General features: G+C 66.3%; 17 protein-coding genes. 9 read left to right on the forward strand and 8 right to left on the reverse strand.

Going from position 1 to position 19195, the window contains the following annotated elements; translation table 11 throughout:
- Window positions 1-844, forward strand: an 844-nt coding sequence (locus VF697_RS21130; protein ID WP_331097716.1) for a kelch repeat-containing protein, incomplete at its 5' end; no start/stop codon positions are given.
- 210 nt (window positions 845-1054) lie between these two features.
- Here VF697_RS21130 and VF697_RS21135 read toward each other — a convergent pair.
- Window positions 1055-2719: a hypothetical protein gene (locus tag VF697_RS21135; RefSeq protein WP_331097718.1), complete on the reverse strand. Its 1665-nt coding sequence runs from the start codon at window positions 2717-2719 to the stop codon at window positions 1055-1057.
- A gap of 175 nt (window positions 2720-2894) precedes the next feature.
- Window positions 2895-4355 (reverse strand): IS66 family transposase, encoded by a 1461-nt coding sequence (tnpC, locus tag VF697_RS21140; protein ID WP_331097720.1) that lies wholly within the window; start codon window positions 4353-4355, stop codon window positions 2895-2897.
- Between the two features lie 90 nt (window positions 4356-4445).
- Between tnpC and VF697_RS21145 the strand changes: the two genes are divergently transcribed.
- From VF697_RS21145 to VF697_RS21170, 6 genes are all read left to right on the forward strand, one after another.
- On the forward strand, window positions 4446-5090 hold the full coding sequence (locus tag VF697_RS21145; protein WP_331097722.1) for an IS5 family transposase: 645 nt from the start codon (window positions 4446-4448) through the stop codon (window positions 5088-5090).
- A 653-nt stretch (window positions 5091-5743) separates the two neighbouring features.
- The gene (locus tag VF697_RS21150; protein ID WP_331097724.1) at window positions 5744-8056 is read left to right on the forward strand and encodes a hypothetical protein; all 2313 of its coding nucleotides are present in this window, start codon (window positions 5744-5746) and stop codon (window positions 8054-8056) included.
- A gap of 262 nt (window positions 8057-8318) precedes the next feature.
- Window positions 8319-9094, forward strand: a protein-coding gene (locus VF697_RS21155) for an IS5 family transposase (protein ID WP_331097726.1) whose coding sequence is annotated in 2 segments (ribosomal slippage) — window positions 8319-8667 and window positions 8667-9094 — 777 coding nt in all. Because the reading frame shifts where the segments join, the coding sequence is not laid out codon by codon here.
- 597 nt (window positions 9095-9691) lie between these two features.
- Window positions 9692-10843 (forward strand): PA14 domain-containing protein, encoded by a 1152-nt coding sequence (locus tag VF697_RS21160; RefSeq protein WP_331097728.1) that lies wholly within the window; start codon window positions 9692-9694, stop codon window positions 10841-10843.
- Between the two features lie 592 nt (window positions 10844-11435).
- Window positions 11436-12158: a lysophospholipid acyltransferase family protein gene (locus tag VF697_RS21165; protein ID WP_331097749.1), complete on the forward strand. Its 723-nt coding sequence runs from the start codon at window positions 11436-11438 to the stop codon at window positions 12156-12158.
- Window positions 12159-12163: 5 nt separating this feature from the next.
- Entirely contained in the window at window positions 12164-13003 is an 840-nt protein-coding gene (locus tag VF697_RS21170; RefSeq protein WP_331097730.1) for an alpha/beta hydrolase, read from the forward strand.
- On the opposite strand, the gene VF697_RS21175 is transcribed toward VF697_RS21170, so the two are convergent.
- On the reverse strand, window positions 12957-13601 hold the full coding sequence (locus tag VF697_RS21175) for a hypothetical protein (protein ID WP_331097732.1): 645 nt from the start codon (window positions 13599-13601) through the stop codon (window positions 12957-12959). The genes VF697_RS21170 and VF697_RS21175 overlap by 47 nt on opposite strands.
- A 153-nt stretch (window positions 13602-13754) precedes the next feature.
- On the opposite strand from VF697_RS21175, the gene VF697_RS21180 reads away from it, so the two are divergent.
- Window positions 13755-14402: a TraR/DksA family transcriptional regulator gene (locus tag VF697_RS21180; protein ID WP_331097734.1), complete on the forward strand. Its 648-nt coding sequence runs from the start codon at window positions 13755-13757 to the stop codon at window positions 14400-14402.
- Here VF697_RS21180 and VF697_RS21185 read toward each other — a convergent pair.
- Window positions 14393-15349, reverse strand: coding sequence for a hypothetical protein (locus tag VF697_RS21185; RefSeq protein WP_331097736.1), 957 nt, complete (start codon window positions 15347-15349; stop codon window positions 14393-14395). The genes VF697_RS21180 and VF697_RS21185 overlap by 10 nt on opposite strands.
- 110 nt (window positions 15350-15459) lie before the next feature.
- On the opposite strand from VF697_RS21185, the gene VF697_RS21190 reads away from it, so the two are divergent.
- Entirely contained in the window at window positions 15460-15618 is a 159-nt protein-coding gene (locus tag VF697_RS21190; RefSeq protein ID WP_331097738.1) for a hypothetical protein, read from the forward strand.
- 19 nt (window positions 15619-15637) lie between these two features.
- On the opposite strand, the gene ruvA is transcribed toward VF697_RS21190, so the two are convergent.
- The 4 genes from ruvA to VF697_RS21210 form a co-directional block, all read right to left on the reverse strand.
- On the reverse strand, window positions 15638-16249 hold the full coding sequence (gene ruvA / locus VF697_RS21195) for a Holliday junction branch migration protein RuvA (RefSeq protein WP_331097740.1): 612 nt from the start codon (window positions 16247-16249) through the stop codon (window positions 15638-15640).
- On the reverse strand, window positions 16246-16821 hold the full coding sequence (ruvC, locus tag VF697_RS21200; protein ID WP_331097742.1) for a crossover junction endodeoxyribonuclease RuvC: 576 nt from the start codon (window positions 16819-16821) through the stop codon (window positions 16246-16248). The genes ruvA and ruvC overlap by 4 nt, the downstream gene beginning before the upstream one ends.
- Window positions 16822-16905: 84 nt before the next feature.
- The gene (locus VF697_RS21205; protein ID WP_331097744.1) at window positions 16906-17655 is read right to left on the reverse strand and encodes a YebC/PmpR family DNA-binding transcriptional regulator; all 750 of its coding nucleotides are present in this window, start codon (window positions 17653-17655) and stop codon (window positions 16906-16908) included.
- A gap of 20 nt (window positions 17656-17675) precedes the next feature.
- A complete protein-coding gene (locus VF697_RS21210; RefSeq protein WP_331097747.1) occupies window positions 17676-18815 on the reverse strand; it encodes a response regulator in 1140 nt (379 codons plus the stop codon).
- Window positions 18816-19195: the final 380 nt, after the last annotated feature.

Here is a 19195-nt window from a genome sequence, read left to right on the forward strand (position 1 = left end):
CATCCCGTCTGGCGTGTGCAACAACTGCAAACTCACCGTGACGGTTCAAGACGGCCGCACGGGGGTGGCCACCGGCTCGATCAACCTCTGCGTGGCCGCCGCCACCACCGAGCGCTTCGCCCCCACCTTCACCAACTTCTATCAGTCCGCCACCACCACCTCCCCGGGACAGACGGTGACCTTCGACGTCACCGCCATGGACGCGCAGTCCAGCGCCATGACGTTCTCCTGGGTGGCCACTACCGGCTCGCTGGCCGCGGCGCAGAGCAACGCCACCACCAGCCATGTCGTGTGGACGGCGTCTTCCTGCGCGGTGACGGGGGTGACCACCTCCGTCAGGGCGGTCGTCACCAATGCCTACGGCGTCTCGTCCTCCAAGGCTTTCACCCTGACCGGCCTGCCGACGTGCGCGACCGGCTGGTCCTCCGCTGGCCCCCTGGCCACGGGCCGCGGTTACCACACCGCCACCCTGCTCAACTCCGGCAAGGTGCTCATCACGGGGGGCTACGGTAGCAGCAGCGGCTACCTCAACTCCGCGGAGGTGTATGACCCGGCCACCAACGCCTGGTCCTCCGCTGGCACCCTGGCCACGGGCCGCCAGTACCACACCGCCACCCTGCTCAACTCCGGCAAGGTGCTCATCACGGGGGGCTACGGTAGCAGCGGCTACCTCAACTCCGCGGAGGTGTATGACCCGGCCACCAACGCCTGGTCCTCCGCTGTCACCCTGGCCACGGGCCGCTACCTCCACACCGCCACCCTGCTCAACTCCGGCAAGGTGCTCGTCACGGGGGGCAACGATGGCAGCGGTTACCTCAACTCCGTGGCGATCTACACGCCCTGAGAGCACCGCCTCTGTGTAGACCTGCCGTCTGAAACGCCCTCATCTTCCGTCCACAGCACGGGAAGCGCGTAGGAGGGATGGGGCACACGCCGGCCCAAGTGGGCCCCCCAGAGGAAGCACCAGGGGTGTGGTGCGCTTCCATCCCCTGGACGGAAGAGACACTCCCTGAGACACCCCGTCACTGGCCCAGCACGGGCGTGAGCCCCTTGCTCACTCCCGGGAGGGCGCCTCCCGTGCCGTTGCCCAGCTCGCCGAAGAGGTTCTCGGTCCCACCGCAGTAGGCGAGTCCCTCGACGGTGAGGCCGCAGAAGAAACGGTTCTCCGGCAACCCGGAGGAGAGCGAGCGCCAGCGCAGCTCGGGCGCCACGGGGGTGGCCAGCAGCCCCTCCGTGCTCGTGCAGTACGCCTTCCCCTCGGCGGTGAGGCCGCACCCCTCCTCCAGGGAGACGAAGGGGGGAAGCCCTCCATCCGGGTGGGGGTCGGGCCCAGCTCCTGGCCCCAGCAATACAGCTCGCCCGAGGAGGTGAGCCCGCAGGTCCCGCCGCTGGAGGCGTCGATGTCCTGGAAGGCGAGCCCGCCCTGGACCTCGTGGGGCGAGGTCCTGCAAGGCACTCCGTCCCGGCAGCCCTGCGTGGACACACTGCCGCCACCGAGCTGCCCGGAGGCGTCCGCGCCCCAGCACCACGCCCGGCCGGCCGCATCCAGCGCGCAGGAGTGCTCGGAGCCGCTGTCGACACGGGTGAAGCGCAGGTTCCCGGCGACGGGAGCAGGTCGCTGGTTGTCGCCGCAGCCAGGCCCGGGGCAGAAGTCATTGACGCCGAGCTGGCCCAGGCTGTTGTTGCCCCAGCACCAGGCCTGGCCCGTGCTCGTGAGACCACAGGAGTGGCGTGCCCCCGCCGAGAGCTGACTCAACGGGTCGGTGGGAAGCAGGGCAGGCGGCGCGTTCGAAGACGCGTCCCAGCAGAGCACCTGGCCCGAGTCCGTCAGGCCACATCGATTGGCGAGCTGCGTGAACCGCACCCCCTCGGCCACCGGTTGGGGAAAGGTCTGGCACGCGAACACGAGGGGCGGGCGGACCAGGTGCCCCACCACGCACTGCATCGCCGGGCTGACACCGGCCACCGCCTGCCCCCAACAAGAGAGGCGCCCCTCCAGGTCCAGGGCACACGCGCTGTGCCCGGGCAGTCCCGGGGCCACCCGCACGGTGGAGAACCGCAGGGGCGTCGGCCGCACCTCGACCGCCGTGCTCGAGCTCACGGTCCAACTCCCATCACACCCCTGGCGAGGAGGGAGGGTGGCCGCGATGAGGGCGTGTCCCGGCCCCCGTGCCGACACCCTGCCCTGCCCGTCCACGGTGGCGACCGCGGCGTCGGTGGTACTCCAGACCACGGGCTCGGCCACGGTGGTGGGAAACTGGAGCTGGAGGGAGAACGTCTCGCCTGGAGTCAGCAGGTAGCCCGACGGCTGCGCGAGGAGCTCCTGGTCATACCGGATGGTGGCCCGCGAGGTGGCACTCACCCTGCCAGTGGGCGAGTCCGCCTCGGCCGTGAGGAGGGCACAGCCGTTCGCGTGGGCCTGGAACCGGGCACGGCCCCGCTCGTCCGTATCCACGAAGCTGGCGACCGACGGAGCCGAGCTCGACCAGGAGAACGAAGCGCCGGGCACCGGGTTTCCATCCGGATCCTCGAGGACAGCCTCCACCCACAGCTGAGGGAGGCCCGGGTTCTTGGTGCCAGGCGTATGGGTCACCGTCTCGGGAGTGACGCGAACCCGGTACGGAGCGGGAGGAGGAGACGTGCTGGGACAGCCCAGGCCCAGGACCACGAGCAGCAGAACGGCGGCGGACCGGTACGGCGGAGCGGAGAGCGGCTTCACGCGATACTTCCCTTGCTGGCCGGCCCCGAGCAACCCCAATAACACAGGCGAGCCGGCCAGCGCTGCCTCATTCTCCGCTGAGCAGCTCCCTCTCCATTTCCATCATCTCCTGCATGTAATCCGGGTGTGACGTGTCGACCTGGAAGCGGAACACCCCTGGTAACCGTTTACCAGCTCAGGCGGTAAGGGCGAGCTGAGGTAGGGGTGTGGTGGGGAGGAGCGAAGGCCCGCGCAGGCCGCGGCGGTGCGCGGCGAGGGTGTCGGACAGGAAGGCGAGCACGTCACGGCCCTGCAGCTTGAGGGTGGTGGTGGCGGTGAAGATGCGCTCCACGAAGCGGCTACCCTCCTCGCTCTGCGTGCCGAAGGACGTCTTCCTGTACATGACGGCGTGCCGGATGCAGCGCTCGCCGAAGTTGTTGGTGGGCTCCAGGCCCGGCACATCGACAAACGTCCAGAGGCACTGCTCCCGCTGGAGGATTTCCCGGGCCATGCCGGCCGTCTTCTTCTCCGCTCGCCGTGCCGCCTTGCGCAGCAGTTGGCCGACTCTGCGCTCCACGCCACGCATGCGTATTTCGAAATGCTCGCGTGTCAGGGTGCCGTCGCGCACGCGGTGGTACCACGTGAAGAAGCGGTTGCGCTCGCGCATGAGCTCTCGGCCTATGTGCCCGCCCCGGCCGCCCCTATCAATGAAGCCCTGGAAGTCGCGTGTGAGGTGTGCCCAGCACAGCTGCCGCAGCCCTGCGTCCACCCACTCGTAGGCGCTCCACCTGTCGGTGGTGAGGAAGCCCGCGAAGTCCGCGCCGAGCAGATGGCGGGCCACCTTGCCGCTGCGGTTTCTGGCGATGTGGAACACCACCACCAGTGCATTGGCCACTACCCACAGCCAGGCGCGAGCGGCCCGGCCGCCCTCTCGTCCCTGCGCAAACCCCGTCTCATCGGCGTTGACAGCTTCCGAGGCCTGCACGGAGGCAAGGGCTTCGGCCGTCGCTGGCGCGAGCGCGTCCGACACCTCGCCCTCCAGGTTGCTGATGCTGCCCAACGACACCTCGACGCCCAGCATGTCTGACAAAGCGTCCTTCACCAGCCGCTTGGACAGGCGGTATTTGCCTACCAACAACGAGGCGAGCGCCGCGAGCCTGTCACCGAAGACGCTGCGCGCGTGCGTGGGCACTTCCCCGCGCGTTACCACCCCGCAGCCAGGGCACTTGAGTGCATGGCAGCGGTACTCGGTGACAATGGCCGACAGGGGCGGCACCTCCACCACCTGGTGACGCCGGGGCGCGCTGTCCTGCCCTTGCAACCGTCGCTTGCAACCCCTGCACTCCCCGGGCACCAACTCCACCACGTGCTGCACCTCCTCGGGCGGCAGCAGCGCGCGCTCGTGCTTCTTGTGGCCGGGCTGTCCACCGGGCCTGCGGCCCGTGGGCTTCTTGGGCTGGCGCGGGGTGCCGGGTGCGTCCGAGGAGGGCGGCTTGGAAGAGTTGCTTGAGTTGAGCCCCAGCCGCTCCTTGAGCTGCCGATTCTCCTCGCGCAACCTTGCATTTTCCGCCTCCAATTGCGCGATACGCTCCAGCGCTGCTTCCAGCCTCTTTTCCAGCTGCGCTATCCGCGCGTCTCGGGCATCCACCTCCGCCATGCCCTGGCTACGCCACGTCAGACGTCCTCTTGTCCAGCACCACGTTTCCGGTCACGTCGTGCTCGGCTCCTCTTCAACCAACCCAATGCGGTGAACGGTTACCGGAGGTTTACCTCGCCCAATTCCGAGATCGGCTCTAGCTCACGTCACGACGGGGTACGGCGAGCTCTTACGAAGAAGGACGGCACGCTCAAGCGCATCCACAACACGCTGCGCAGAAAGGTGCGCAAAAAGGCCGGCCACAAGCAAGAGCCGACAGCGAGCATCCTGGACAGTCAGAGTGTGAAGACGACGGAGGAAGCAGAGACGAAGGGTTACGACGCGGGCAAGAAGGTGAAGGGCCGCAAGCGCCACCTGCTGGTGGACACGCTGGGCCTGGTGCTGCTGGTGTGGATGTCGACGGCGGATGTGCAGGACAGGGATGCGGCCCAGGCGGTGTTGCCCCTGGCTGCACACGATTACCCCACGCTGCGCAAGACGTGGGCGGATGGGGCCTACCAGGGACAGCAAGTGGAAAAGGTGGCCAGTGAGAGCGGCATCACCCTCGAGGTGGTGAAACGCTCGGACAAGGACAAGGGCTTCGTCCTCCAGGCGAAGCGCTGGATTGTCGAGCGCACCTTTGGCTGGCTCAATCGAGAGCGGCGCCTGTCCAAGGACTACGAACGCAAGGAGGAGTCCTCCGAAGCCTTCATCCACCTGGGCATGATTCGCCTCATGCTCCGCCGCCTCGCTTGATTGCTCCTGTTCAACACCCTCTTAGCGGCGCGAACGTCGGGCAGAGATGGAGGGCGCCAGAACGCGGCGCCATTCCGACGCCAGTGGAGCGGCAGCCACGACGCGAACCATGGGCCGGTGGAACGCATCAGCGGCGCAGCGCGGCGCGCTCCTTGGGCGCGGTGGCAGACAGGCGGCACAAGGGCGCGAAGCTCGGACCACGGAAGCCCAGCAGGGCGCGAAGGCAGACACGGCGCAAACCTCGGCCCAAGGAGGGCATCAGCAGCGCGGTAGCCGAAGCTCGGGCGCGTGGATCGCATCAGGGACGCAGCCGAAGCTCGGGCGCAGTGGACGACCACCAATGCACGGCAGCCGAGCCTCGGGCGCGTGGAGCGCACCAGGGCGTGGCAGCCGAAGCTCAGGCGCGGTGGCGGCTACCAGGGCAGGCAGCCAAGCCTCGGGCCCGTGGAAGCCAACAGCGGCGCGGTGGAGGCCACCAGAGCATGGCGGCCCAAGCTCGGGCGCGGTGGAAGGCACCAGGGCGCGGCAGCCGAGCCTCGGGCCCGTGGAGTGCCCTCCATCGTGGGAAGTCCCATTTTTATGTAATTAACAGCACGGGATGTGTGTCCCCTTTCATGTAGCGCTTTTCCTTGGTTCTTCAGTAAAACACTTCCATGCCCGGAAAGATTGACGAAAAACTGCAAGAACAGACTGCGGCTACCGCTTTCCAACTCGTTTGGAGTGGCATCAAAGGAGCGGGTAGCCTCGTTGTCGACAAGAATGCTGTCCAACGTGGAATGATGGCATACGCCAGGAAGTTTCTTGAGCGGTTTGGGAACGTCAAAATCCTTAATATGGACCAACCCGTTCCGTTGAGCGAAATTTACGTGGCGGCTCAGGTGCTCTCTCCACGGGTGGCGAAGAGGTACCGTTCAGTAGACGAACTGCACGAACTGTTCCTCCAGAGAGGTCAACGCTATTTGTTTTTGGGTGACCACGCAGAGGAAAGGCAAGACTGCCTAGAGTTAGCAAATCAGGAGAAGCTTCTTAATGTCCTTGGCTCTCCTGGGGCGGGCAAGTCCACGTTCCTGTGTCGGCTCGGTTTGGAAGCACTCAGACCACGACGCGCATGGAGCGACTCTATACTCAAATCCCTAGGCCTCAAGGCCGGTCTGAATGTGGGTGATTACAGTCGATACAACCACGAATGCCTTCCTGTCTTGCTAGAACTCCGCCGCTTTCGCACTGATGAGATTGACGTTATCCGGCTCATTCAGAATGAATTGGAGATTTGCGGCTTACCTGAGTCCAACAAGCTCATAAAGAACTTACTGGACGGCGGGCGGTTCCTTCTCCTCCTTGATGGAGTTGACGAGGTGCCAGGCGACAAACTCGACAAGGCGATCATGCATATGCGAGATTTTATGGATCGTTACAGCGGAAATCGCTTCGTTGTTTCCTGTCGAACTGCATTCTACAAGGACTACTTCTCGCGATTTCGGGACGTGCTTCTGGCAGACTTCGACGATCAGCAAGTCGCAAGCTTTGTACATAATTGGTTTCGTTCGGCTCAAGATCGCCAGCAAGGGATTGCTGATGAATTCTTGAGCATCCTTGAGGATCCCACCAATGCCTCCGCAAAGGAATTGGCCAGCACTCCCTTGTTGTTGACCTTCCTTTGTCTGACGTACGACGACCGCCAGCGCCTGCCACCTAATCGGAGTGAGCTCTACCGACAAGCTTTGGAGATACTAATGGAGCGGTGGGCGGCATCCAAAAGAGTCCACAACGAACCCATTTATCGTGAGTTTCATGCTCGATTAGAAGTGCAGATGCTCGCGGAGATTGCTGCGTCCAATTTTCGCGATAACCGCTATTTCTTTACCCGCCGCGAATTAAATAAACGAATCTCAGATTTCCTTCGCGACGAACTTCATGCGCCAAAGCATTTGGATAGCGATCAAGTGTTGAACGCCATTGAGGTTCAACAGGGGCTTATTGTTCAGCGTGCGCAGGACGCATGGTCGTTCTCGCATCTTACACTCCAGGAATACCTCACAGCGGTTTGGTACGAAAGCAAACAGCACTTTGATGAGCTTATTGCTCAACATTTGCTCAATGTGCGCTGGCGAGAGGTTTTTATTCTATTGGCAGGAACTGTTGACAAAGCTGACATTTTGCTGAACCGAATGCTGGTATTTGCTGAAAAACTGCTCGCCGGTTTTCCTCGTGCTATTCAGCTTCTGAAGTGGGCCAACGAAAGAGTTGTTGCTACGAAAGACTCGGAGCAAGAGTTGGCTCGGCGTTCCATTGCACTTACCCTCTCGCTCGATCTTGATCGAACCATCTATTACGCTCTTGCCCATCACCCTAGCATCAACGACACGCACATATCCGTGCTAGAACGCACTATTCGGCGGGCTCATGTTTCCGCCGCAGAGCGCAGCATGGTCCGCAGTCTCGATCATCGCCACGAACTCACTCGCGTCATTCTTTCAGTTAATTCTCTTTCTTTTAATCTTGCGCAGGCGCTTGGAAATATTATCAATCGTACTTTTCATCAAGAGCGCGTCTACAGCTTGTTTGAGGGATATGCTCGGAGTCTGTCGAATGTGCTGGCGGAGCTTGAGGCATCTCAATGTCTCGTGGGTGCATGGCATAACGCGGCTCAACAAGTGGATGCAGTGCGTTTTGGGCTCATTCAGGAGCCCTTGCTTGAGGAGAATCTTGAGGGGTGGGGTCAATGTGTAAGTATCTTCTCTGATGCACTGTGCCTGCCCTTGGAGCTTCGTGATTTGAATGAAGAGTGGAGAGCGTTGGAAGCATACATCAATGCATGCTCGTTGATAATAGATTGCAAGAATGCGGCGACACTCATCAGTCGCCCAGCTTGGGACAGCATCTGCAAACGCATGCTTAAACCACCAGAAAAAGCAGCCTCTGGCAACGAACAGGGGAAGCGCAATCGAAAGGCTCAGCGCACGTAATCCCCCAAACAGCCAAATGAGGCGCTGAGAGACTGCTGAGAGGCTGTTGAACTGGGTGACTTATTGATTCGAGCCAGGGCCATCGCTCGCTATCAGGAGCACGGAGCACATGCGCCTCTGTTCTGTCGCTGCCGCCATGTCCTCTGCCGTACCACCTCCTGGCTAGAGCCGATCTCGGAATTGGGCGAGGTAAACCTCCGAAGTCAGGCCGTTTTTCCGCCCCCGCTCGACATCTGGCCGCAGGTGTGGTCCTACTTTAAAAGTGGACCTGACCGACGTGCAGTGGAACCTCATTCAGCCCTTGCTCCCCGTACGCAAACCGAAGCGAGAGGACCGACCCGGGCGGCCTCCCACAGAGGCGCGTCCGCTCTGGAACGGCATCCTGTGGATACTGCGCACCGGGGCGCAGTGGAGCGAACTGCCTCGCCGCTACCCGCCGTACCAGACGTGCCACCGTTGGTTTCAGGGTTGGGTGCAGGACGGCACCTTCCGCAAGGTGCTGCGCGAGCTGGCCAGGGACTTGAAGGAGCGAGGAGGCTTCGACTTGGCGGAGGGCTTCGTGGACGCGTCCTTCTCGGGCGCGAAAAAAGGGGGTCCGCAGTCAGGAAAACGAAGCGTGGAAAGGGGACCAAGGTCGTGGCAGCTGTCGACGGCGGTGGTCTTCCTCTCGCCGTTGGCATTGCGAGCGCTTCACCCCACGAGGTCAAAGTCCTCGAGGCCACGCTCGATGACAGTCTCCTGGACGAACTGCCCGAGCGGCTCATCGGAGACAAGGCGTACGACAGCGACAAGCTCGACGAGCGGCTGTGGGACGAGCGCGGCGTGAAGCTCATTGCCCCACACCGTCGGGGTCGCAAACGGCCTGCCTCCCAGGACGGACGAGAGCTGCGGCGCTACAAGCGGCGCTGGAAGGTGGAGCGCGTCTTTGCTTGGCTCCACTTCTCCCGTCGGCTTGTCACCCGCTACGAAGTGAAGGCCGAGAACTTCCTGGGCTTCCTTCACCTCGCCTGTGTCCTCATCCTCATGCGCCAATTCTGAGATCGGCTCTAGTGGAGGCGGCGGGAATCGAACCCGCCGCCTTGTCATGTTTACACGGTCAGGTCGCCCTTCTCCGAGGGCTTGCAGCCCACGCGGGTGCTTCCGCGACTTGGTCAGCACGTGCTTGAGGTAGCGTCCGGTGTGGCTGTCCTTCACCTCGGCCACCTGCTCCGGAGTCCCCGTTACCAGCAATTGGCCTCCGCCGGCGCCCCCTCGGGTCCCAGGTCAATCACCCAGCCCGCGCTCTTGGTGACTCCTACCCCACCGGGGGCCGTCACGGACGCCAGCACCCGCCTGGGGTCTCCACCGTGGGCTCAGGCCATGACATCCAGCGCGAATGTCCGGCGCAACCCGGACCCATTCACTCGCGGCGTGCGCTCCTTCTCAGGCTCCACCCTCACCGCCGCCTGTGCTGGCCCGCTCGCATCTTCCGGCTTCGGCTCCGCCCTCACTTGGGCCCTGGGTGCCTTCCCCATCGGGACAGCAGGCTTCATGCGCTGCTCTTCAAGCAGACGCAGCTTTCCCAGGTGTGTCTACTTGCCAAACGGGCATGCGACAGCCCTAGCTTTGACAAGAGCCCGCTGAGAATCAGAAGAAATGGGGCGCATTCATAAGCACACCATTTCTCAGGGATCCATGCTGTCTGACAAAACTCTCGGAATCGTAAGACTGTTGCTGCTCGCAACAACATTCATCGCCTGCGGAGGACCCCTTGAGGAACAGTCCCGCAGCGAAGGGGAACAGCAATCGCAAGACCTGGAGGCAATAACCGCGGCCTCCTGGAAAGAGGTGGAATGGGTCCCCCGCTCCCAGGTGCTCGGAGATGGCTCCGGTGTCCATACCCACCCGCTTCTCACCGGTGATGTCAACGGAGATGGTCTAACGGACCTGCTCTTCATCGGCCAGGACTGGAGCGGGCCGGGGCTCAATATCCGGGTGAAACTTTCCAACGGCGATGGCACCTGGACCTCACGCTCCCAGGTGCTGGGTGATGGCTCGGGCGTGCACACCTATCCCGCTCGCGTGGGAGATGTGAACGGAGACGGCCTGACCGACCTCATCTTCGTAGGCCAGGGCTGGAACGGGCCGGGGCTCAATGTCCGGGTGAAGCTCTCCAACGGCGATGGCACCTGGACCTCACGCTCCCAGGTGCTCGGAGATGGCTCTGGGGTGCACGAAAACTCCAGCCACGCCGCTGACGTCAACGGAGATGGCCGTACGGACATCATCTTCGTGGGCCAGGGCTGGAGCGGCACCGGGTTGAATGTGCGAACCAAGCTGTCACAGGTCCCAGCAACCGCCTGCGCGCTCAATGGACGCGTGTATGACATTCCCGTGGACACGCAACAGTTCCCGCGCCTGAGTGAACAGAAGCCCGTGCAGGTCCTCTCCTTGCCGCAGCTAGATGTCTCCGCGCGGCCTTACACCGACGGCTTCCCCGGTGTGCCGAATAGGACGGAGTGGTTCGCCATCCGATTCATAGGCTCGTTCTCGATTCCCACAGCGGGGAGTTATCGGTTTCGGCTGCACTCGGACGATGGCTCACGGCTGTACATCGATGACCAGCTCGTCGTGGACAATGATGGCCTGCACTCGCCGCGAAGCGCCCTAGGTACCGTCTCGCTCGCTGCAGGCACGCACCACCTTCGGGTGGACTACTACCAGGGGCCGCGCGAGGAGATCGCGCTCCAGCTCTTCTGGACTCCACCCGGAGGCCAGGAGACGTACTGGGCCCCCTGCGACTCCTGAATTTAAACCTGCATCCCATTGGTCCTGAACCAATGGGTTCGCTCCGCTTCTGCCCTCCCACGGTGCACGCCTCAGGTGGGTCCTTGGCGTACGTGAATGCACCCGGTGGGGTGGGAGCCAGGGTGGAGCACCTGGGACTGCCCACGTCGAAGGCGAGAGTGGATCTAGCGCACGGGCGCCCCAGCGCGCGTAGTGTTGAGCCCCAAGCCGTCACGCATCCCCAGAATCCCACGCCCCTTGCCGCCCACCTGCTGGGTGGGCCGCTTGGGCCGGCGTGTGCCTGAAGAGGGCTGCACCCCCTCTCCACTGGCCCAGCCCACGGCCCTGGCGGCACCCGTCAGCGGCCTTCCTCGCCCCATTCGCCCCCCCTCAACCTCAACACGGCCCCCATCCCGCCTATACGCCAACGGATTTGGTCCAAATTTGGTCCGACAAGAACCGGTTTGGTCCCCAAGGCGAGCCGCGCCTCCTCGTTAGGAGTGGGTTCGACTCAGGGCGGCGGGCAACTTCTATTGGAGGCGGCGGGAATCGAACCCGCCGCCCTCCGGTGGACGTGGGGCCCTCGCCTGTGCGATCTCCCCCCTCCCCCGCCATGAAATACGTCGTCACCGCCTGGTTCTGGCTCGTCTTCCTCCTCACCGCCCCGGTGCTCTTCACGCTCGGGCTGGTGCTCTTCCTCGTCGCGTACCCGGTGGATCCCGACCGGCGCTGGCTGCACTCCCTGGTGTGCCGCTGGTGCTTCGGGCTGTGGCTGCACCTGTCCCCGGGCTGGCGCACGCGCGTGGAGGGGCGGGAGTTGCTGCCAGCCGGCCCCTGCGTGCTGGTGGCCAACCACCAGTCCGTCGCGGACATCCTCGCCGCCATGGGCCTGTTCCACCCCTACAAGTTCGTCGCCAAGTCCTCCCTCTTCTCCATCCCCATCGTGGGCTGGATGATGAGCCTGCTGGGCTACGTGGCCGTCACTCGCGGCCAGTCCTCCTCCATGCTCCAGCTGCTCGACCCGTGCCGCCACTGGCTGCGCCGGGGCATGCCCGTCCTCATCTTCCCCGAGGGCACCTACTCGCAAGGCGAGCTGCTGCGCTTCAAGCGCGGGGCCTTCCAGCTCGCCCTGGAGGAGCACGTGCCCGTGGTGCCCATCCTCATCGAGGGCACCCCCCAGCTCGTCGAGGGCGACGGTCCCTGGATGAGCCCGCGCGCCTCCATCCGCGTGCGCGTGCTGCCCCCGCTCCCGCCCGAGTCGTTCGGCCCGGATGCGGTGGCGCTCGCCGATCGGGTGAGGGCGCTGTACCTGGACGCGCTCGCCACCTCCCGCTGAACCCGATGACCCGCTTCTGCGCCACGAACCGCGGTCGGCTCGCCTACACGGACTCGGGAGCGGGGCACCCCACCCTGCTGCTGATGCACGGGCTGCCGACGTCGAAGGCGCTCTTCTCCCCGGTGCTCCCGCACCTGGACCCGCGCTTCCGCGTCATCTCGTTCGACCTGCACGACTACGGCGAGTCCGACAAGCTCACCGGCCCCATGCTCCACACCGAGCGAGCCGAGGCCCTCGACGCGCTGCGCGCGCACCTCGGACTGGAGCGCTTCTGCCTCGTGGCGCATGACCTGGGCGCCTCCGTGGCCATGGACTACCTGGGCCGCTACGGCGCGCACGTGGAGCGGCTCGTGCTGCTCAGCCCTCCCGTGTACCCGGACTTCCGCGAGCCGGCCATCGTGCGGCTGGTCCGCCGCGAGGCCCTCGGGCCCCTGCTGCTCTTCCTGCTGAAGGATCTGATGCTGACGCTCAGCGTCCGCCGGGGCATGCAGCACCCCGAGCGCTACACGCCGGAGCTCCAGCGCGCCATCGGCGGCGCCTTCGACGGGCCCGAGGGACGCGGGGCCCTGCTGCGAAACCTGCGGTGGGGCACTCCCCGCGTCACCTACGCCCGCTACCCCGAGTACATCCGGGCCATCCGCGTGCCCACGCTCCTCCTGCAGGGCGCGAGAGATCCCTACATCCCCCGGTCCCAGGCCGAGCGGCTCGCCCGCGACATTCCCGGCGCGAGGCTCGTGCTCATCGAGGACGGCTCGCACTTCCTGCCCATGGACACGCCGGAGCGGGTGGCCGAGGAGCTCAACCGTTTCCTGTCTCCGGAGGCTTGCGCAGCAGCTCCACGCTGAGCATGACCTGCATCAGGTCCACCAGGCCCGGCCACGCCTCGGCCGACAGCCACACGCCCTCCGCACCGTGCTCGGCGTTCACCGCCAGCGAAGAGGACTCGAAGAGCCGCGCCGACACCGCGCCCTCCTTCGGCAGGGCCCCGGCCACCGTCAAGCGCTGCCCGTCCCAGCCCAGTCCCTCCGGCAGCACCTGCTCCAGCATCGTGCGCAGCGCCGCCCTGCCCCCGCCCACCCGCATCACGCCCTGCACCAGCGCGGAGGCCATCCTGGACTCCTCCAGGTCCACCCGGCCCGGGGTGCGCAGCGTCAGGTGGTAGCGACCCGCGGCGAGCTCCAGCCGCTCGACGGCCACCTCCACGCGCAGCTTCCAGCCGGACACCGCCAGCCGCACGTCATAGGCCTGCGGCAGGTGGGTCCACTCCCCCACCGTGAGTCCCTTCACGTCCCGCAGCGCCCTCCGGGCGAGCGCCTCCACCCGCGCGTGCGACAGGCGCAGCCGCTTGCGCCCCACGTCCACCGAGACCTCACGGGAGAGCCCCGAAGGCAACTTCCCCACCCACTCCCTCGCGCTCTCCCACCACCGCGACGCACCGGACATCACGACATCCTCCTGACACTTCCTCCCCCTATCTGCCCCGGGGTCCCCCCCGTTTCAAGGCGCTCCGCGCCCAGGCGCCCTCCTCGGAGCCCTCACGCTGAACACCTGGGCGGGGTGTGTACCCCGGCCCCGTGTGATTAGATGGTCCCAGGCATGACGACCGGTTCCCCAGAAGGTCCCTCCTCCCAGTGGCTAGAGGTCCACCGGGCGGTGCTCTCCACACTCGATGCGCTGGCCTCGTCCACCGGGTGGATCGCCACCGCGGCCAACGTGGGCATCGAACCGATCTTCGAGCGGGTGCTCCAGCAGGTCTGCGAGCCCCGGGGCGTGACCCCCGAGGCCTATATCGACCTCATCTCCAAGGACGCCACGCTCCGCCGGGAGGTGCAGGGCCGCCTCTCGCGCCTGCTGGAGAACCCAGGGCTGGTGAGCATGCGCCGCGAGGCCCAGCGCCGCGAGGCCGAGCACCAGCTCCACACCCTGCGCTACGTCATGTCCGGCGATGAGCCCCCCGAGTGGGTGTGGGGCTCGCTCGACGAGGAGCAGCAGTTCCAGCTCCGGGACGCCGCGGAGTCCGGCGAGGAGAGAGACCCCGTGCTCCTCCCCCGGATAGACCGGGCCCTGGAGAAGCTGGCCGCGGGCGGCGCCACCTATGGGCAGTGCGAGGACTGTGGCACCCCCATCCTCCTGGAGCGCCTGCAGATCGTCCCCTGGGCCGAGTGCTGTGCCTCCTGCCAGCGCAAGCGCGAGGGCACCCCGGAGGCGGAGCCGGAGCCCCAGATTCCCGTCACCTATTTCTGAGCGGGCCACGTCCCCGCTTCCACCACCCGCCGGGCGATGGCCCGGCTGATGGGGTGGCCCAGCTTCAGCTCGACATCCAGGTAGATGGGCGAGCTGTTGAGCTCCAGGAACACCCAGTCGTCCCCCTCGTGCTTGATGTCGATGCCCGCGAAGGTGAGGCCGCATGCGCGCGCCGCCTCCCGGCAGAAGCGCTGCACGGGCTCGGGGAGCCGCACCTCCCGGTAGGTGGCCTCGCCCCCGCTGTAGACGGGGTCCGCCCGGAAGTCGAGGTGCTGCGCGGGCGTCTCGATGGCCACCGACGAGACGAGCTCGTCCCCCACCAGCATGATGCGCAGATCCTCTCCGCCCACGCGCTCCTGGAAGATGACGGGAGAGGCGGTGACGTCCTCGAGCCGCCCGAGCGCCTCCTCATCCAGCGTCCGGGTGATGGCCCCCCCCATGATGGGCTTGAAGATGACGTCCTTCACCTCGGCGTGGAAGGCGCGGATGGCGACCGGATCATTGGAGATGAGCGTGCGCGGCACCCGCGCCCCGAGGCCGCGCAGCGCGTGGAGCTGGAAGGGCTTGTACTGCATGACGCTCGCCGCATGCGGGCCGTTGACCAGCGTGGCGCCCCGGTGGGCGAGCTGGAGCAGCCACGCGATGAAGTACGTCGCCCGCTCGCGCGAGTGCATGAAGGTGGTGAACCAGTCCTCATAGAGGACGAGCGCCCCATCGCGCTCCACCGCCGGGGCATAGGGGGCGGGAACGTGGCGGAGGTAGAAGCCCCGGAGGTCATCCACCTGCTCGCCCCGGTAGAAGGTCCGGCCGTCGAGCATGGACAGCGGCAGGCCCCGCTCGAGCGCATTGGCCTCGAGGAACAGCGTGTCCGCGCCCAGCGCCGCGGCCTCGCGGGCCACCGCCGCGCACTGCGGCTCCGTCGCTTCGCCAAAAATACCGATTCGCATGGCTCGCCCCCCGAACAGACAACACCCGAGCCTGGCCCAGGCCTTGCGGATTGCGCTCCGCAGCCGAATAACGAAGCGCAGATGGCTGAACACTCGCGGGGGGAGTTGTCGTGACGAAGACGCGCAAGGGCCTGCCCTTCATCAAGTTCGAGCTTCCCAAGCTCAAGAAGCCCGGGAGCAAGCCACCAGACAAGCCCGAGAAGCCTCGGCCCACCGACAGGCTGACGACCCAGATGGTGGGCGAGGAAGGCGCGCAGGGCGGCTCCTGACCCTCGGCGGCGTTTCACCTCAGGTACTGGTGCGCAGCGTCTTGAGGGCCTCGCGGAAGAGGGCCTGGAAGGCGGCCTCGGCGCCGAGCCGCTCGCTGGCGGACTCCGCGGCCTTCTCCGCCTGGGGCTGCTTGTAGCCGAGGTTGATGAGGGCCGAGACGAGGTCCGCCGTGTTCCCCGAGGTGGGCGTCGCCGGCTTCGCCTGCGCGGCCACCTGCTCCAGGTGCAGCGTCTTCACCTTGTCCTTGAGCTCCAGCACCAGCCGCTCGGCCGTCTTCTTCCCCACCCCGTGAATCTTGGTGAGGCGCGCCACCTCGCCCCGGCCCAGCGCCGCCACCAGCTCCGGCAGCTCCATGCCGGAGAGCACCGCCAGCGCGAGCCTCGGCCCCACGTGGCTCACCGAGTTGAGCAGCAGGAAGAGCTCCTCCTCCGGGCGCGAGAGGAAGCCGAACAGCTCGAAGGCGTCCTCGCGCACCACCGTGCGCACCCGCACCTGCACGGGCTCGCCCTCGGGGGGCAGCCGCCCCAGCGTCAGGGCGGAGAAGAACACCCGGTACCCCACTCCCCCCACGTCGATGATGGCCTCGTCCAGGCTCTTCTCCTGCACGGTGCCACGCAGTCCCGCGATCATCCCGCCTCCGGACGCCGGTAGGCCGGCGTCAGCCTGTCCGTGAGCTGTGACTGCGCCGACTTGCGGCGCGACTTCGAGACCTTGCCCATCGCCACCGGCACGGCGGCACGGCCATGGTTGAGGTGGCACAGGGCCACCGCGAGCGCGTCACTGGCGTCGGCGCGCTCGACCTCCTCCAACCCGAGGAAGGTGCACACCATCCGCCCCACCGCGTCCTTGTCGGCCGCCCCACCGGCGCCCACCGCGCGCTTCACCCGGGCGGGCGGGTACTCGTGCACGGTGAGCCCCACCTGGGCCGCCGCCAGCAGCGCCACCCCGCGCGCGTGCCCGAGGATGAGCGCGCTGCGCGCGTTGCGGAAGGTGAAGACGCCCTCCACCGCCACCGCCTGGGGCTTGTAGAGCCGCAGGGCCGTCAGCAGCGCGTCGTGCAGCTCCTTGAGCCGCAGCTCCAGGGCGGCGTCCGGATCCACCTTGATGACGCCATGCCCTACATGGACCAGCCGGCCGCGCCGCTCCTCCACCACGCCATACCCCATGAAGCGACTGCCGGGGTCGATGCCTAGGACGCGCAAGTGCCTCTCCGGGGACAACGGAACAGGGGTTCAGCCCGCCCTATAACGCGCCCGCCGCCCCCGTGTCGATGCCCGCTCGCCCCACTACGCCGAGAGCGACTCCATCAGGGCGTCATCCATCTCGAAGTTGGCGTGGACATGCTGCACGTCGTCGTTGTCCTCCAGCAGGTTCATCAGCTTGAGCATCTTCTTGGCGTTGTCGCCCTCGAGCCGGACGGTGTTCTGCGGGATGTACGTCCACTTCTGCTCGCCCAGCTTCAGGCCGGCCGCCTCCAGGCTGGAGGCCACGGCGTGCAGGTCCACCGGGGCGGTGCGCACCTCGAAGCCCTCCTCCCCATGGTTGAGGATGTCCTCGGCGCCCGCCTCGAGCGCCTTCTCCATCACCTGCTCCTCCGAGGGACCCGGCTTGACGGTGATGACGCCCTTCTTGTGGAACATCCAGTTCACCGAGCCTTCGGCGCCCAGGTTGCCCCCCTCCTTGGAGAACATGGAGCGCACGTCGGCCGCGCTGCGGTTGCGGTTGTCCGTGAGGCACTCCACCAGCACCGCCACGCCCCCGGGGCCATAGCCCTCGTAGACGATCTCCTCGTACGTCTCGCCCTCGAGCTCCCCGGTGCCCTTCTTGATGGCACGCTGGATGTTGTCGTTGGGCATGTTGGCCTCGCGCGCCGCGCCGATGGCCACGCGCAGCCGGGCGTTGGCGTCCGGGTTGCCCCCACCCAACCGGGCCGCGACCGTGAGCTCCTTGATGAGCTTGGAGTAGAGCTTGCCCTTGCTCGCGCCCTGCACGGCCTTGTAGCGCTTGAGCTTCGACCAGCGGTTGTGACCGGACATGCGAAGTAACGCTCCTGGGCTCAGGCCGCCTGGGAGGGACCCGCGTCGAAGGCCTCGGCGAAGGGCTCCTCCGCCTCTTCCTCCGCGGCGAGCACCGGCTCGAAGAAGGAGGGGATGACCTGCGGCGGCGGCTCGCGCTCGGCGATGAGGTTGGCCGGCACCAGCACGCCCTGCGCGTACAGGCACGTCACCGCCTCCAGCGTCGTCACCTCGGGCAGGGTGCACTCCAGGAGCGCGATGTGCACCGTGCGCTGGCCGTCGAAGAGCCGGATGATGCGGCTCACGTCGTCGGGCAGGGACTTGAGCACGTCCGCCAGCCGCTTGAAGTCCACCATCAGCCGGGCGGACAGCGGAATGCCCCGGGCACACAGGGCCGAGAAGCGCTCGGCGGCCGGTAGTATGAGCGAGGCGTAGATCTTCTGGTTGAGCAGGGGCTTGCCCTCGACGAGCACCTCCCCGAAGGACACGGCGTAGGCGCCCGAGCCGAAGAAGAGGATGCGGCGCACGGCGGTGAGGCCGCGCTCGCCCTCGAAGGAGGCGTCCACCACGTGGCCCTGGCGGAAGGAGAGCCAGCCCTCGTTGTCGCGCAGCTCGACGCGGCCCTCCCGGGTGCCGCACAGCAGCGCGTGGACGATCTGCGCGAGCGGCAGGCGGACGGAGTGGGCCTCGTAGGCGGGGGCGGAGAAGCTGCGGCCGGCCTTCAGGCGGGCCAGCGACACCACCACCTCGGGCGGCACGGGCTGGAGGAGGTAGTCGTCGGCGCGGACGGCCTCGGCGCGCTGGCGGTGCTCGGGCTGCTCCTGGCGCGCGAGCAGGTAGACGGGGAGGTGCTCGGTGCGGGCGTCGGAGCGGAGCAGCTCGCAGAAGGAGAAGCCGTCCAGGCCGTCGTCGCCATAGGGCTCCACGTTGGTGATGACGAGGTGGGGCAGCGGGCATCCCGGGGTGAGCTCTCCGAACACGTCCTCGATGGAGGGGGCGGCGAGCACCTCGAAGCCGGCGCTGACGAGGCCCAGGGCCAGCGAGGAGCGCGCGTCCTTGTCCGACTCGACGAGCAGCACGCGCGGGCGGAACCGGGTGGAGCGCCGCCGGGGGCTGACATCCGCCGAGGCGCACGAGGCCGCGGGCTCGAGGACAGTGGCACGGGGGAGGCTGTCGGCCATGGCGAGACTCCTGGAGCGACGGGTGGGGGGGAGACCCCAGACTCCACTTCCGGTGAAAAAGTACAACAATCCGAGAAAGAAGACTACCACGAATCAAGAGAGACCCAGGCTATACCGGAGAGGAGTGTAGCACTGGAACCCAAGGGCTTGAAATCGTTGGATATCCGTCATCCGGGAGGGTGATGAAACGCTCGACGGCCCCGGGGGCGAGGCGGCAGAGTGGGCGGCCTATGACGCGACTGATGCTGGTGTGGGTGCTCGCGCCGCTGGTGGCGGTGGCGCAGGAGACGCGGGGCGGGGCGACGGAAGCGGCGGCGCTGGAGACGAAGCGGCAGAACTTCGGGGCGGTGGTGGCGCCGGCGGCGCTGCCGGACGGGGCG

The organism is Archangium sp. (genome assembly GCF_036388035.1).
In the GTDB taxonomy this organism is placed as follows: domain Bacteria; phylum Myxococcota; class Myxococcia; order Myxococcales; family Myxococcaceae; genus Archangium.

Coding starts and splice junctions, on each gene's coding strand:
- VF697_RS21185 (WP_331097736.1), bottom strand. CDS start 15,349: ATGCGAATCGGTATTTTTGGCGAAGCGACGGAGCCGCAGTGCGCGGCG.
- tnpC (WP_331097720.1), bottom strand. CDS start 4,355: ATGGCGGAGGTGGATGCCCGAGACGCGCGGATAGCGCAGCTGGAAAAG.
- VF697_RS21160 (WP_331097728.1), top strand. CDS start 9,692: ATGGGGCGCATTCATAAGCACACCATTTCTCAGGGATCCATGCTGTCT.
- VF697_RS21210 (WP_331097747.1), bottom strand. CDS start 18,815: ATGGCCGACAGCCTCCCCCGTGCCACTGTCCTCGAGCCCGCGGCCTCG.
- VF697_RS21150 (WP_331097724.1), top strand. CDS start 5,744: ATGCCCGGAAAGATTGACGAAAAACTGCAAGAACAGACTGCGGCTACC.
- VF697_RS21165 (WP_331097749.1), top strand. CDS start 11,436: ATGAAATACGTCGTCACCGCCTGGTTCTGGCTCGTCTTCCTCCTCACC.
- ruvA (WP_331097740.1), bottom strand. CDS start 16,249: ATGATCGCGGGACTGCGTGGCACCGTGCAGGAGAAGAGCCTGGACGAG.
- VF697_RS21180 (WP_331097734.1), top strand. CDS start 13,755: ATGACGACCGGTTCCCCAGAAGGTCCCTCCTCCCAGTGGCTAGAGGTC.
- VF697_RS21175 (WP_331097732.1), bottom strand. CDS start 13,601: ATGTCCGGTGCGTCGCGGTGGTGGGAGAGCGCGAGGGAGTGGGTGGGG.
- VF697_RS21205 (WP_331097744.1), bottom strand. CDS start 17,655: ATGTCCGGTCACAACCGCTGGTCGAAGCTCAAGCGCTACAAGGCCGTG.
- VF697_RS21170 (WP_331097730.1), top strand. CDS start 12,164: ATGACCCGCTTCTGCGCCACGAACCGCGGTCGGCTCGCCTACACGGAC.